Raw genomic sequence first — 13,538 nt, forward strand, 5'->3', positions numbered from 1 at the left:
GGTAGCGGGTGGTTATTGCCTGCAATTAAAGATATAGAGCCGAACACATATGCCTTTTACACTTGGTCAACGCTGGATCAGCGATACAGAAAGCGAATTGGGACTTGGAACCGTTGTCGCGGTGGATGCGCGAACTGTCACTCTGCTTTTCCCATCTACTGGTGAAAACCGTCTGTACGCACGCAGTGATTCCCCCGTGACCCGCGTGATGTTCAACCCTGGTGATACCATTACCAGCCACGACGGCTGGCAGATGCAAGTCGAAGAAGTAAAAGAAGAAAATGGCTTGCTGACCTATATCGGTACTCGCCTGGATACTGAAGAGTCCGGCGTGGCCCTGCGTGAAGTTTTCCTTGATAGCAAACTGGTGTTCAGCAAACCACAGGACCGTCTGTTTGCCGGGCAGATTGACCGTATGGATCGCTTTGCGCTGCGTTATCGCGCACGTAAGTATTCCAGCGAACAGTTCCGTATGCCGTACAGCGGCCTGCGCGGTCAGCGTACCAGTCTGATCCCCCATCAGCTCAACATCGCGCATGATGTCGGTCGCCGTCATGCGCCGCGTGTCCTGCTGGCTGACGAAGTTGGTTTAGGGAAAACCATTGAAGCCGGGATGATCCTGCATCAGCAACTGCTCTCTGGCGCTGCTGAACGTGTGCTGATTATCGTGCCAGAAACTTTGCAGCATCAGTGGCTGGTTGAAATGCTGCGCCGCTTCAACCTGCGTTTTGCCCTGTTTGATGATGAGCGTTATGCCGAAGCCCAGCACGATGCCTACAACCCGTTCGACACCGAACAGCTGGTCATTTGCTCGCTGGATTTTGCCCGTCGCAGCAAACAGCGTCTGGAACACCTCTGTGAAGCCGAGTGGGACCTGCTGGTTGTCGATGAAGCGCATCACCTGGTGTGGAGCGAAGATGCACCAAGCCGTGAATATCAGGCCATTGAACAACTGGCAGAGCATGTGCCTGGCGTTCTGCTGCTGACCGCGACCCCGGAACAACTGGGGATGGAAAGCCACTTCGCCCGTCTGCGTCTGCTGGACCCGAACCGTTTCCACGATTTCGCGCAGTTCGTTGAAGAACAGAAGAATTATCGTCCGGTTGCGGACGCCGTTGCCATGCTGCTGGCAGGTAACAAACTGAGCAATGACGAACTGAACATGCTCGGCGAGATGATCGGCGAGCAGGATATCGAGCCGCTGTTGCAAGCAGCGAACAGCGACAGTGAAGATGCCCAGAGCGCCCGTCAGGAACTGGTTTCCATGCTGATGGATCGCCACGGCACCAGCCGCGTACTGTTCCGTAACACGCGTAACGGCGTGAAAGGCTTCCCGAAACGCGAGCTGCACACCATTAAGCTGCCACTGCCGACGCAGTATCAGACGGCTATTAAAGTCTCCGGCATTATGGGCGCACGTAAAAGTGCGGAAGACCGCGCCCGCGATATGCTCTACCCGGAGCGTATTTATCAGGAATTTGAAGGCGATAACGCTACCTGGTGGAACTTCGACCCGCGCGTAGAATGGCTGATGGGCTACCTGACCAGCCATCGCTCGCAGAAAGTGCTGGTGATCTGCGCCAAAGCTGCCACTGCGCTGCAACTGGAGCAGGTACTGCGTGAACGTGAAGGTATCCGCGCCGCAGTGTTCCACGAAGGCATGTCGATTATCGAACGTGACCGCGCTGCCGCCTGGTTTGCCGAAGAAGACACCGGCGCGCAGGTACTGCTGTGCTCGGAAATCGGTTCTGAAGGCCGCAACTTCCAGTTCGCCAGCCACATGGTGATGTTCGATCTGCCGTTCAACCCGGATCTGCTGGAGCAGCGTATTGGTCGTCTGGATCGTATCGGTCAGGCGCACGATATTCAGATCCATGTGCCTTATCTGGAAAAAACCGCTCAGTCGGTGCTGGTGCGCTGGTATCACGAAGGTCTGGATGCGTTCGAGCACACCTGCCCGACCGGACGCACTATTTACGATAGCGTGTACAACGATCTGATTAACTACCTGGCTTCACCGGATCAAATCGAAGGCTTTGACGATCTGATCAAAAACTGCCGCGAGCAGCATGAAGCCCTGAAAGCACAGCTGGAACAAGGCCGTGACCGCCTGCTGGAGATCCACTCCAACGGCGGTGAAAAAGCCCAGGCACTGGCAGAAAGCATTGAAGAGCAGGATGACGATACCAACCTGATCGCCTTCGCTATGAACCTGTTCGATATTATCGGTATCAATCAGGACGACCGCGGCGACAACATGATCGTGCTGACGCCGTCCGATCATATGCTGGTGCCGGACTTCCCGGGCCTGTCGGAAGACGGTATTACCATCACCTTCGACCGTGAAGTGGCGCTGGCACGTGAAGATGCACAGTTTATTACCTGGGAGCATCCACTGATCCGCAACGGTCTGGATCTGATCCTCTCTGGCGATACCGGTAGCAGCACGATTTCACTGTTGAAAAACAAAGCGTTGCCGGTAGGTACGCTGTTGGTGGAGCTGATTTACGTGGTTGAAGCCCAGGCGCCGAAGCAGTTGCAGCTCAACCGCTTCCTTCCGCCGACGCCGGTACGTATGCTGCTGGATAAAAACGGCAACAACCTGGCGGCACAGGTCGAGTTTGAAACCTTTAACCGTCAGCTTAACGCAGTCAACCGCCACACCGGCAGCAAGCTGGTAAACGCGGTACAGCAGGATGTTCATGCCATCCTCCAGTTGGGTGAAGCGCAGATCGAGAAGTCTGCCCGTGCATTGATTGATGCAGCGCGTAACGAAGCCGACGAAAAACTGTCTGCCGAGCTGTCTCGTCTGGAAGCACTGCGTGCAGTGAACCCGAACATTCGTGACGACGAACTGACCGCTATTGAAAGCAACCGTCAGCAGGTGATGGAAAGCCTGGATCAGGCAGGCTGGCGTCTGGATGCCCTGCGTTTAATCGTTGTGACGCATCAGTAACGGAGCCAATGATGGGGATGGAAAACTACAATCCGCCGCAGGATCCCTGGCTGGTTATCCTGTATCAGGATGATCACATTATGGTGGTCAACAAGCCGAGTGGTTTGTTGTCTGTGCCGGGGCGTCTGGAGGAGCACAAAGACAGCGTGATGACGCGTATTCAGCGTGATTATCCTCAGGCGGAATCGGTGCATCGTCTGGATATGGCCACCAGCGGCGTGATTGTAGTGGCGCTGACCAAAGCCGCGGAACGGGAATTAAAACGCCAGTTCCGCGAGCGCGAGCCGAAAAAGCAGTATGTGGCCCGCGTCTGGGGGCATCCATCCCCTGAAGAAGGTCTGGTGGATCTGCCACTGATTTGCGACTGGCCAAACCGCCCGAAACAGAAAGTCTGTTACGAAACGGGTAAGCCTGCGCAGACGGAATATGAAGTGGTGGAGTATGCGGCGGATAACACGGCAAGAGTGGTGTTAAAGCCGATTACCGGGCGTTCGCATCAGCTACGTGTACATATGCTGGCGCTGGGTCATCCGATTCTCGGCGATCGTTTTTATGCTTCACCAGAAGCAAGAGCAATGGCACCGCGTTTGTTGCTGCATGCCGAGATGCTAACGATTACCCATCCGGCATATGGCAATAGTATGACGTTTAAGGCGCCAGCGGATTTTTAATAGTCACGCAGGCGCAGTTCGGTAAGCCGGATAAGGCGTTTACGCTGCATCAGGCAATTGTGCACCAATTGCCTGATGCGACGCGGGCGCGTCTTATCAGGCCTACAATTTAAATCTTACTTAAATCCCTTCTGCTGCTTAATCAGTTCATACGCCTGCTGAATTTCCTGCGCTTTCTGCTTTGCCATCTCCATCATCTCTGGCGGCAAACCTTTCGCCACCAGCTTATCGGGATGGTGTTCGCTCATCAGCTTACGATAGGCACGTTTAATGGTGGTCGCCTCATCCGTTGGCTTCACGCCCAGCACATTACAGGCATCTTCCAGAGTTGGACCACGCTGCGCTTGCTGCCAGTTACCACCGCCAGACTGCTGTTGATAACCGCCGCCAAACTGCGCGCCGCCCTGCATCATGCGCAGAAACTGATCAAACTGGGCGCGGGAGATCCCCAATTCTTCGGCAATCACATACAGCACAGCCCGTTCATTCGGATGCAACGAACCATCGGCAAATGCCGCCTGAATCTGGATCTCCAGAAACATTCGAATTAAATCAAAACGCCCGAAGCAGACGCTGCGGAACTGACGCATCTTTTCGCGCAGTGGGTAATTGTCTGATTTTCCCACCCGGAACGCATTTTGCGCCGCAGTACGGGAAGCGCCGTGTAAATTCATCCGATCCATGAGCAATGTGGCGACATGGATATCAGCCTCGGTAACGCGACCTTTGGATTTGGTTAAATGCCCCATCACTTCAAAAGTGGTGGCAAAAAACAGCGCCTGACGCTCGCGCTGGTTGGCGAACCACGCCATTTTGCGGCTACGGGCTTTATCAAACATATGGCCAATTAACAGGCCTAACACTACGCCCCAAAAGCCGCCGCCCATCAGTAAGGCCACGGCCACGCCAATAATTTTTCCCCAATACTGCATATATTCCCCAAATCGACACACGGATATCAGGGCTATCTCCCACAATATAAAGGTGCTTTTACCGTTTTTCGGCTGCGGTCAATTGTGGGACATCGCCTATAATTTGCATTATCATACCTGTCATTCAATGCCGTGCCTAACACCACTGACGCTATTCGGACAGGATTAACACTAGCGTAGAGATGACGAGTACGTTAGTCTCTGACCGTTTGTCACGCGCAACGTTACCGATGATGGAACAATAAAATCAACGTATGAAAAAACGTATCCCCACTCTCCTGGCCACCATGATTGCCACCGCCCTTTATAGTCAACAGGGACTGGCAGCCGACCTCGCCTCACAGTGCATGTTGGGCGTGCCAAGCTATGACCGTCCTCTGGTACAGGGCGATACCAATGACTTACCCGTGACGATTAATGCTGACCATGCAAAGGGGAACTACCCCGATGACGCCGTATTTAGCGGCAACGTGGATATCATGCAGGGTAACAGCCGTCTGCAGGCCGATGAAGTACAGCTTCATCAGAAAGAGGCGCCAGGACAACCGGAGCCGATACGTACCGTTGATGCGCTCGGTAATGTCCATTACGACGATAACCAGGTGATCCTCAAAGGGCCAAAAGGCTGGACGAATCTGAACACCAAAGACACCAACGTCTGGGAAGGTGATTATCAGATGGTAGGGCGTCAGGGGCGCGGTAAAGCAGACCTGATGAAACAGCGTGGCGAAAACCGCTACACCATTCTGGATAACGGTACTTTTACCTCCTGTCTGCCAGGTTCTGATACCTGGAGCGTGGTGGGTAGTGAAATTATTCATGACCGCGAAGAACAAGTCGCAGAGATCTGGAACGCTCGTTTTAAAGTGGGTCCGGTTCCGATCTTTTACAGCCCCTATTTACAGTTGCCGGTAGGTGACAAACGCCGTTCTGGTTTCTTAATCCCGAACGCTAAGTACACCACCACCAACTACTTTGAGTTCTACCTGCCGTATTACTGGAACATCGCGCCAAATATGGATGCCACCATCACGCCGCATTATATGCATCGTCGTGGCAACATTATGTGGGAAAACGAATTCCGTTATCTCACCCAGGCTGGCGCAGGCTTGATGGAACTGGACTATCTGCCTTCGGATAAAGTCTATGAAGATGAACATCCGGAAGATAGCAATTCACGCCGTTGGTTGTTCTACTGGCAACACTCCGGAGTGATGGATCAGGTTTGGCGCTTTAACATCGACTACACCAAAGTCAGCGACCCGACCTATTTCAACGATTTTGATAATAAATATGGTTCCAGTACCGATGGTTACGCCACGCAAAAATTCAGCGTCGGCTATGCGGTGCAGAACTTTGACGCCACGCTTTCGACTAAACAATTCCAGGTTTTTGATGATACCAGTGGCAACAGCTATGCCGCTGAACCGCAGTTAGACGTCAACTACTACCATAACGATCTCGGTCCGTTTGATACCCGAATTTATGGTCAGGCAGTGCATTTTGTTAATACAAACAGCAATATGCCAGAGGCCACCCGTGTTCATCTGGAGCCGACGATTAACCTGCCGTTATCTAACACCTGGGGCAGTATCAATACCGAAGCGAAGCTGCTGGCTACCCATTATCAGCAGACCAATCTCGACTGGTATAACAGCAACCCACAAAACAATAAGTTGGCAGATTCTGTTAACCGCGTAATGCCGCAATTTAAAGTTGACGGCAAAATGGTCTTCGAACGTGATATGGAAATGCTCGCGCCGGGTTACACCCAGACGCTGGAGCCGCGCGCGCAATACCTGTATGTGCCGTATCGCGATCAGAGCGACATCTATAACTACGACTCCTCCTTGCTGCAATCGGACTACTCGGGCCTGTTCCGGGACCGGACTTATGGCGGTCTTGACCGTATTGCTTCCGCGAACCAGGTGACGACCGGCATCACAACTCGCGTATATGATGATGCAGCCGTTGAACGTTTTAATATTTCCGTTGGTCAAATCTACTATTTCACGGAGTCTCGCACCGGCGATGACAACATAACATGGGAGAATGACGACAAAACGGGCTCACTGGTATGGGCAGGCGATACCTACTGGCGCATCTCCGAGCGCTGGGGATTGCGTGGCGGCATTCAGTACGATACTCGTCTGGATAACGTAGCCACCAGTAACACCAGCATTGAATACCGTCGGGATGAAGACCGTCTGGTGCAGCTGAACTACCGCTACGCCAGCCCGGAATATATTCAGGCTACGCTGCCTAAATACTATTCGACTGCCGAGCAGTATAAGAATGGCATTTCGCAGGTAGGTGCAGTCGCTAGCTGGCCAATCGCCGATCGTTGGTCGATTGTCGGGGCGTACTACTACGACACCAACGCGAACAAGCAAGCCGACTCAATGTTAGGCGTGCAATACAGCTCCTGCTGCTATGCGATTCGCGTCGGTTATGAGCGTAAGCTGAACGGTTGGGATAACGATAAGCAACATGCGATATATGACAACGCAATCGGCTTTAACATCGAACTTCGCGGCCTGAGTTCCAACTACGGTCTGGGTACGCAAGAGATGCTGCGTTCGAACATTCTGCCGTATCAAAACTCTTTGTGATTTGTTGATTTACCACGTAATCCGCAGTGCGGTTAATTGAAATGGAAAAAGTATGAAGAACTGGAAAACGCTGCTTCTCGGTATCGCCATGATTGCGAATACCAGTTTCGCTGCCCCCCAGGTAGTCGATAAAGTCGCAGCCGTCGTCAATAACGGCGTCGTGCTGGAAAGCGACGTTGATGGATTAATGCAGTCGGTGAAAATGAACGCTGCCCAGGCAAGGCAGCAACTTCCTGATGACGCTACGCTGCGCCACCAAATCATGGAGCGTTTGATCATGGATCAAATCCTCCTGCAGATGGGGCAGAAAATGGGGGTAAAAATCTCCGATGAGCAGCTTGATCAGGCGATTGCAAACATTGCCAAACAGAACAACATGACGCTGGATCAGATGCGCAGCCGTCTGGCTTACGATGGTCTGAACTACAACACCTATCGTAATCAGATCCGCAAAGAGATGATTATCTCGGAAGTGCGCAACAACGAAGTGCGTCGTCGCATCACTATCCTGCCACAGGAAGTTGAAGCTCTGGCGCAGCAAGTTGGTAATCAAAATGATGCCAGCACTGAGCTGAACTTAAGCCATATTCTGATCCCGCTGCCGGAAAACCCGTCTTCTGAACAGGTGAATGAGGCGGAAACTCAGGCGCGCGCCATTGTCGATCAGGCGCGTAACGGTGCAGACTTCGGCAAACTGGCTATCGCTCACTCTGCCGATCAGCAAGCGCTGAACGGCGGTCAAATGGGCTGGGGCCGCATTCAGGAGCTGCCGGGGATCTTCGCCCAGGCATTAAACACCGCGAAGAAAGGCGACATTGTTGGCCCAATTCGTTCCGGCGTTGGCTTCCACATTCTGAAAGTTAACGACCTGCGTGGCGAAAGCAAAAATATCTCGGTGACCGAAGTTCATGCTCGCCATATTCTGCTGAAGCCGTCGCCGATCATGACTGACGAACAGGCCCGCGTGAAACTGGAACAAATTGCTGCAGATATCAAGAGTGGTAAAACCACATTTGCTGCGGCAGCGAAAGAGTTCTCTCAGGATCCGGGCTCTGCAAATCAGGGCGGCGATCTCGGTTGGGCTACGCCAGATATTTTCGATCCAGCCTTCCGTGATGCGTTGACCCGCATGAATAAAGGTCAAATGAGTGCACCGGTTCACTCTTCATTCGGCTGGCATTTAATCGAACTGCTGGACACCCGTAACGTCGATAAAACCGATGCGGCGCAAAAAGATCGTGCATACCGCATGCTGATGAACCGTAAGTTCTCGGAAGAAGCAGCAAGCTGGATGCAGGAACAACGCGCCAGCGCTTATGTGAAAATTTTGAGCAACTAATGGTTAAACCCCAACGTGTTGTGATCACTCCCGGCGAACCCGCCGGGATTGGCCCGGACTTAGTTGTCCAGCTTGCACAACGAGAGTGGCCGGTAGAACTGGTTGTTTGTGCCGATGCCTCTCTCCTTACCGACCGGGCAGCAATGCTCGGTTTGCCGCTCACCCTCCGCCCTTATTCCCCCGACTCCCCTGCGCAACCACAATCTGCGGGAACGCTGACGCTACTTCCTATTGCACTACGCGCACCTGCCACTGCGGGACAATTAGCAGTTCAGAATGGGCATTATGTGGTGGAGACGCTGGCGCGCGCGTGCGACGGTTGCCTGAAAGGTGAATTTGCCGCGCTGATCACCGGGCCTGTGCATAAGGGCGTCATTAACGACGCTGGCATCCCGTTTACCGGTCATACCGAGTTTTTCGAAGAACGCTCGCAGGCGAAAAAAGTGGTGATGATGCTGGCGACCGAAGAACTTCGCGTGGCGCTGGCAACAACGCATTTACCGCTGCGCGATATTGCTGACGCCATCACCCCTGAGCTTCTGCACGAAGTGATTGCTATTTTGCATCACGATTTGCGTAGCAAATTTGGTATTGCCGAACCGCGCATTCTGGTCTGTGGGCTGAATCCGCACGCGGGCGAAGGCGGTCATATGGGTACGGAAGAGATAGACACCATCATTCCCGTTCTCGACGAGTTCCGGGCGCAAGGGATGAAACTCAACGGGCCGTTGCCTGCCGATACCCTGTTTCAGCCGAAATATCTCGACAACGCCGACGCTGTGCTGGCGATGTACCACGATCAGGGTCTTCCCGTGCTAAAATACCAGGGCTTCGGGCGCGGTGTGAACATTACGCTGGGCCTGCCCTTTATTCGCACATCAGTGGACCACGGCACCGCGCTTGAACTGGCGGGACGTGGCAAAGCCGATGTCGGCAGTTTTATTACGGCGCTTAATCTCGCCATCAAAATGATTGTTAATACCCAATGAATAATCGAGTCCACCAGGGCCATTTAGCCCGTAAACGCTTCGGGCAAAACTTTCTCAACGATCAGTTCGTGATCGACAGTATTGTTTCTGCCATTAACCCGCAAAAGGGCCAGGCAATGGTCGAAATCGGCCCCGGTCTGGCTGCTTTAACCGAACCGGTTGGCGAACGACTGGACCAGCTGACAGTCATCGAGCTTGACCGTGACCTGGCAGCGCGCCTGCAAACGCATCCGTTCTTAGGCCCGAAACTGACTATTTATCAGCAGGATGCGATGACCTTCAACTTCGGTGAACTGGCAGAGAAAATGGGCCAGCCGCTGCGTGTTTTCGGCAACCTGCCATATAACATCTCCACGCCGTTGATGTTCCATCTGTTTAGCTATACTGATGCCATTGCCGACATGCACTTCATGTTGCAAAAAGAGGTGGTGAATCGTCTGGTTGCAGGACCGAACAGCAAGGCGTATGGTCGATTAAGCGTCATGGCGCAATACTATTGCAACGTGATCCCGGTGCTGGAAGTGCCGCCATCAGCCTTTACACCACCACCCAAAGTGGATTCCGCCGTCGTACGTCTGGTTCCGCACACGACGATGCCTTATCCGGTTAAAGATATTCGCGTGTTGAGTCGTATCACCACTGAAGCCTTTAACCAGCGTCGTAAAACCATTCGTAACAGCCTCGGCAACTTGTTTAGCGTCGATGCGTTAACGGGAATGGGGATCGACCCGGCGATGCGAGCGGAAAATATCTCTGTCGCGCAATATTGCCAGATGGCGAACTATCTGGCGGAGAACGCGCCTTTGCAGGAGAGTTAACGATGATCAATTCGCCCCGAGTGTGTATTCAGGTTCAAAGTGTTTACATTGAAGCGCAATCTTCACCTGATAATGAACGTTACGTTTTTTCTTATACTGTAACCATACGCAACCTGGGGCGAGCGCCAGTGCAGTTGTTGGGACGTTACTGGCTGATCACCAACGGCAATGGCCGTGAAACCGAAGTCCAGGGCGAAGGTGTGGTGGGCGTCCAGCCGCATATCGCCCCTGGCGAAGAATACCAGTACACCAGCGGTGCGATTATTGAAACGCCGCTGGGCACCATGCAGGGTCACTACGAAATGATCGATGAAAACGGCGTTCCGTTCCGCATCGATATTCCCGTATTCCGACTCTCCGTTCCAATACTCATTCATTAAAATAATATGGCGACATACCTTATTGGCGATGTTCATGGCTGTTACGATGAACTGGCAGCATTGCTACACAAAATAGAATTTACCCCTGGGAAAGATACCCTCTGGCTGACGGGTGACCTGGTCGCGCGCGGCCCTGGTTCGCTGGAGGTCCTGCGCTACGTGAAATCCTTAGGCGATAGCGTGCGTCTGGTACTGGGCAATCACGATTTACATCTTCTGGCGGTATTCGCCGGAATCAGCCGCAACAAACCGAAAGATCGCCTGACTGCGCTACTGGAAGCGCCTGATGCCGATGAGCTGCTTAACTGGCTGCGCCGTCAGCCTTTGCTGCAAATCGATGAAGAAAAAAAACTGGTGATGACCCACGCGGGGATCACGCCGCAGTGGGACTTAGAGACTGCCAAAGAGTGTGCTCACGACGTAGAAGCGGTGTTGTCGAGTGACTCCTATCCTTTCTTCCTTGACGCCATGTACGGCGACATGCCGAATAACTGGACGCCAGAGTTACGTGGTCTGGCGCGACTGCGTTTTATCACCAATGCCTTTACCCGTATGCGCTTTTGCTTTCCGAACGGCCAACTGGATATGTACAGCAAAGAGTCGCCGGAAGAAGCCCCTGCCCCACTGAAACCGTGGTTTGCGATTCCTGGCCCTGTCGCTGAAGAATACAGCATCGCCTTTGGTCACTGGGCATCGCTGGAAGGCAAAGGTACGCCGGAAGGTATTTACGCGCTGGATACCGGCTGCTGCTGGGGTGGGTCATTAACCTGCCTGCGCTGGGAAGATAAGCAGTATTTTGTCCAGCCGTCGAACCGACATAAGGATTTGGGTGAGGGAGAGGCGGTCGCGTCTTAACTAATTACCATTCAGGGAGGAATAATGGCTGACTATTTTGAAATATGTGCTGATTACAATCAGCACACCATCACGGTTTATCAGGCTTACAATGATGCAATCGCTGACGTCGCCGTACGTAACGGGCGATTTGGCGCACCTTTTTCATTCAACCGCATGACCTGGATTAAACCCTCTTTTATGTGGATGATGGAGCGTAGCAACTGGGGACTGAAAAAAGATCAACAACGCATTCTCGCAATCCGAATCAAACGCACCTTCTTTGATACATTGCTGGAACAATCGGTGCTAACCACGCCGGAAGCCCATGTCTATCCACATGCAGGAATTTGGGAAACGTTATTTGCACAAGCAAATGTGTATGTTCAGTGGGATCCAGAACGCAGCATAAATGGTAAAAAACTGGAGCACCGATCATTACAGCTTGGTATTTCTCGTAACTTGATCAGTCAATTTAACGAAGACGCGATTGTTGCCATTGATGATCTGACGCCGCTGGTGCGAAAGTGTCATAACCTTTTGATAAACGGCAAAACAACACAGGCGAAATCCTTCCTGCCGCCAGAAAAAATTTACCCTGTTAGTGCAGCTGCGAGAAAGGCTTTGGGAATGAAAAATTCCTGAGACAAATACGCGCCTATTTAGCGGAAAATATCTAAGTGCGAGAAATCAACAGCGGGCTTAATACCAGAGAAATTATTCTGGCAATGATTGACGAAGCAGATGAACCCCCATTTGCTGAGCAGCGGACCTGGCATCGCAGGCGAATCGCTTTTCTATGTGATTGCATCAGCGTTGCAGTCGACTACGGCTTCTTCTGTTCTGTCTCTCAGCAGTCAATAATGAACATAACCAGGATGGCTGACGATGTATGGATAACAGAAAGTAAAACGACCCAACTCATTGATATTTGGCAACAACTTAAGCAACTTTATCCGCCAGAAACTATTCCCTACGCCCAGAAGTTACCCACTAAAGAATTGCTTGAACTGCTACTTTCGAGTCCTGATGATCTTCGAATAATTGAAATTCCTGACATCATCGGTGATGTTTTTGATGACCAAACTTGGATTCGGTTATTCAAAAAACACTTTGCTGATGTTATTCAACTACGATATGATCTGTAACAATCCAAAATACATCGCCAGACGATAGACCAAAAAGTAAGTATTTAGCAGATACTCAACATTCTGACCTCTTTACAGAAATAGCAGAGTTTAAAAACTTAAAACTTCCGGTACTCATCAGAGAAACATCCTGTTTCTTCTGCAAGTTCATTTAATGCCGAGATGGCATCCTCGTTTACTTCATTCCACTGTAGAGTGGCTTGAGGGTTTAGACCTACGCAATGAGCGCGACTCACAAAATCGCGCTCACTGGTAAAATCAAACGTCTTATCGTTCAATTTGTAGTCCTGGCAAAAACTTACCGCCGCTCCAGAATCTCAAAGCAATAACTATGAGAGTTCTGCGCATCGGCGTCGTGGAATTCGCTGAATACCGATTCCCAGTCATCCGGCTCGTAATCCGGGAAATGGGTGTCGCCTTCCACTTCCGCGTCGATATGCGTCAGATACAGTTTTTGCGCTTTCGGCAGGAACTGCTCATAAACGCGACCGCCACCAATCACCATAATTTCCGGAACATCACCGCATGCCGCGATGGCTTCATCAACTGACGTCACCCACGTTACGCGATCGTCCGTCCCCGGCTGGCTGCTAATGACAATATTCTTGCGTCCAGGTAGCGGGCGGCCGATGGATTCCCAGGTATGGCGGCCCATAATCACAGGTTTATTTAAGGTGTTACGTTTAAACCAGGCGAGATCGGCAGGCAGATTCCAGGGCATGGCGTTTTCCATGCCGATAACGCGATCTACCGCTAGCGCCGCAATCAAACTGATCATTGAAATTTCCCGATATAAAAAATTGTCGTCACTATACGTAAAGCGTAAACCTTCGTCGACTGGCGAGAGGATGATGTTGAG

At 52.0% G+C, this 13,538-nt stretch carries 13 protein-coding genes; 10 read left to right on the plus strand and 3 right to left on the minus strand.

The window, feature by feature from the left end:
• Positions 1-49: 49 nt before the first annotated feature.
• Entirely contained in the window at positions 50-2,956 is a 2,907-nt protein-coding gene (gene rapA, locus A9180_RS00965; protein ID WP_064525256.1) for an RNA polymerase-associated protein RapA, read from the plus strand.
• A gap of 11 nt (positions 2,957-2,967) precedes the next feature.
• Positions 2,968-3,627, plus strand: coding sequence for a bifunctional tRNA pseudouridine(32) synthase/23S rRNA pseudouridine(746) synthase RluA (gene rluA, locus A9180_RS00970; protein WP_064525260.1), 660 nt, complete (start codon positions 2,968-2,970; stop codon positions 3,625-3,627).
• Positions 3,628-3,743: 116 nt separating this feature from the next.
• On the opposite strand, the gene djlA is transcribed toward rluA, so the two are convergent.
• A complete protein-coding gene (gene djlA, locus A9180_RS00975) occupies positions 3,744-4,559 on the minus strand; it encodes a co-chaperone DjlA (protein ID WP_064525264.1) in 816 nt (271 codons plus the stop codon).
• 254 nt (positions 4,560-4,813) lie between these two features.
• Here djlA and lptD point away from each other — a divergent pair, with 254 nt between their 5' ends.
• The 8 genes from lptD to A9180_RS01015 are packed head-to-tail and all read left to right on the plus strand — an operon-like array spanning position 4,814 to position 12,679.
• Positions 4,814-7,171, plus strand: a complete 2,358-nt coding sequence (gene lptD / locus A9180_RS00980) for an LPS assembly protein LptD (RefSeq protein ID WP_064525266.1) — start codon at positions 4,814-4,816, stop codon at positions 7,169-7,171.
• Positions 7,172-7,223: 52 nt separating this feature from the next.
• Entirely contained in the window at positions 7,224-8,510 is a 1,287-nt protein-coding gene (gene surA / locus A9180_RS00985; protein WP_064525269.1) for a peptidylprolyl isomerase SurA, read from the plus strand.
• A complete protein-coding gene (pdxA, locus tag A9180_RS00990) occupies positions 8,510-9,499 on the plus strand; it encodes a 4-hydroxythreonine-4-phosphate dehydrogenase PdxA (RefSeq protein ID WP_064525272.1) in 990 nt (329 codons plus the stop codon). The genes surA and pdxA overlap by 1 nt, the downstream gene beginning before the upstream one ends.
• The gene (gene rsmA / locus A9180_RS00995) at positions 9,496-10,317 is read left to right on the plus strand and encodes a 16S rRNA (adenine(1518)-N(6)/adenine(1519)-N(6))-dimethyltransferase RsmA (protein ID WP_064525275.1); all 822 of its coding nucleotides are present in this window, start codon (positions 9,496-9,498) and stop codon (positions 10,315-10,317) included. The genes pdxA and rsmA overlap by 4 nt, the downstream gene beginning before the upstream one ends.
• Before the next feature lie 2 nt (positions 10,318-10,319).
• Positions 10,320-10,697: a Co2+/Mg2+ efflux protein ApaG gene (gene apaG, locus A9180_RS01000; RefSeq protein WP_064525278.1), complete on the plus strand. Its 378-nt coding sequence runs from the start codon at positions 10,320-10,322 to the stop codon at positions 10,695-10,697.
• Between the two features lie 6 nt (positions 10,698-10,703).
• Positions 10,704-11,552, plus strand: coding sequence for a bis(5'-nucleosyl)-tetraphosphatase (symmetrical) ApaH (gene apaH, locus A9180_RS01005; RefSeq protein ID WP_064525282.1), 849 nt, complete (start codon positions 10,704-10,706; stop codon positions 11,550-11,552).
• Between the two features lie 24 nt (positions 11,553-11,576).
• On the plus strand, positions 11,577-12,176 hold the full coding sequence (locus A9180_RS01010) for a DUF4291 domain-containing protein (RefSeq protein WP_064525284.1): 600 nt from the start codon (positions 11,577-11,579) through the stop codon (positions 12,174-12,176).
• Positions 12,177-12,211: 35 nt separating this feature from the next.
• On the plus strand, positions 12,212-12,679 hold the full coding sequence (locus A9180_RS01015; protein WP_064525286.1) for a hypothetical protein: 468 nt from the start codon (positions 12,212-12,214) through the stop codon (positions 12,677-12,679).
• 98 nt (positions 12,680-12,777) lie between these two features.
• Here A9180_RS01015 and A9180_RS01020 read toward each other — a convergent pair whose 3' ends face one another.
• Both A9180_RS01020 and folA read right to left on the minus strand, forming a co-directional pair.
• Positions 12,778-12,957, minus strand: a complete 180-nt coding sequence (locus A9180_RS01020; protein WP_000998543.1) for a type II toxin-antitoxin system CcdA family antitoxin — start codon at positions 12,955-12,957, stop codon at positions 12,778-12,780.
• Between the two features lie 20 nt (positions 12,958-12,977).
• Positions 12,978-13,457, minus strand: coding sequence for a type 3 dihydrofolate reductase (gene folA / locus A9180_RS01025; RefSeq protein ID WP_064525288.1), 480 nt, complete (start codon positions 13,455-13,457; stop codon positions 12,978-12,980).
• Positions 13,458-13,538 lie beyond the last annotated feature (81 nt).

The sequence above is a fragment of the Escherichia sp. B1147 genome (assembly GCF_001660175.1).
GTDB classification, from domain to species: Bacteria; Pseudomonadota; Gammaproteobacteria; order Enterobacterales; family Enterobacteriaceae; genus Escherichia; species Escherichia whittamii.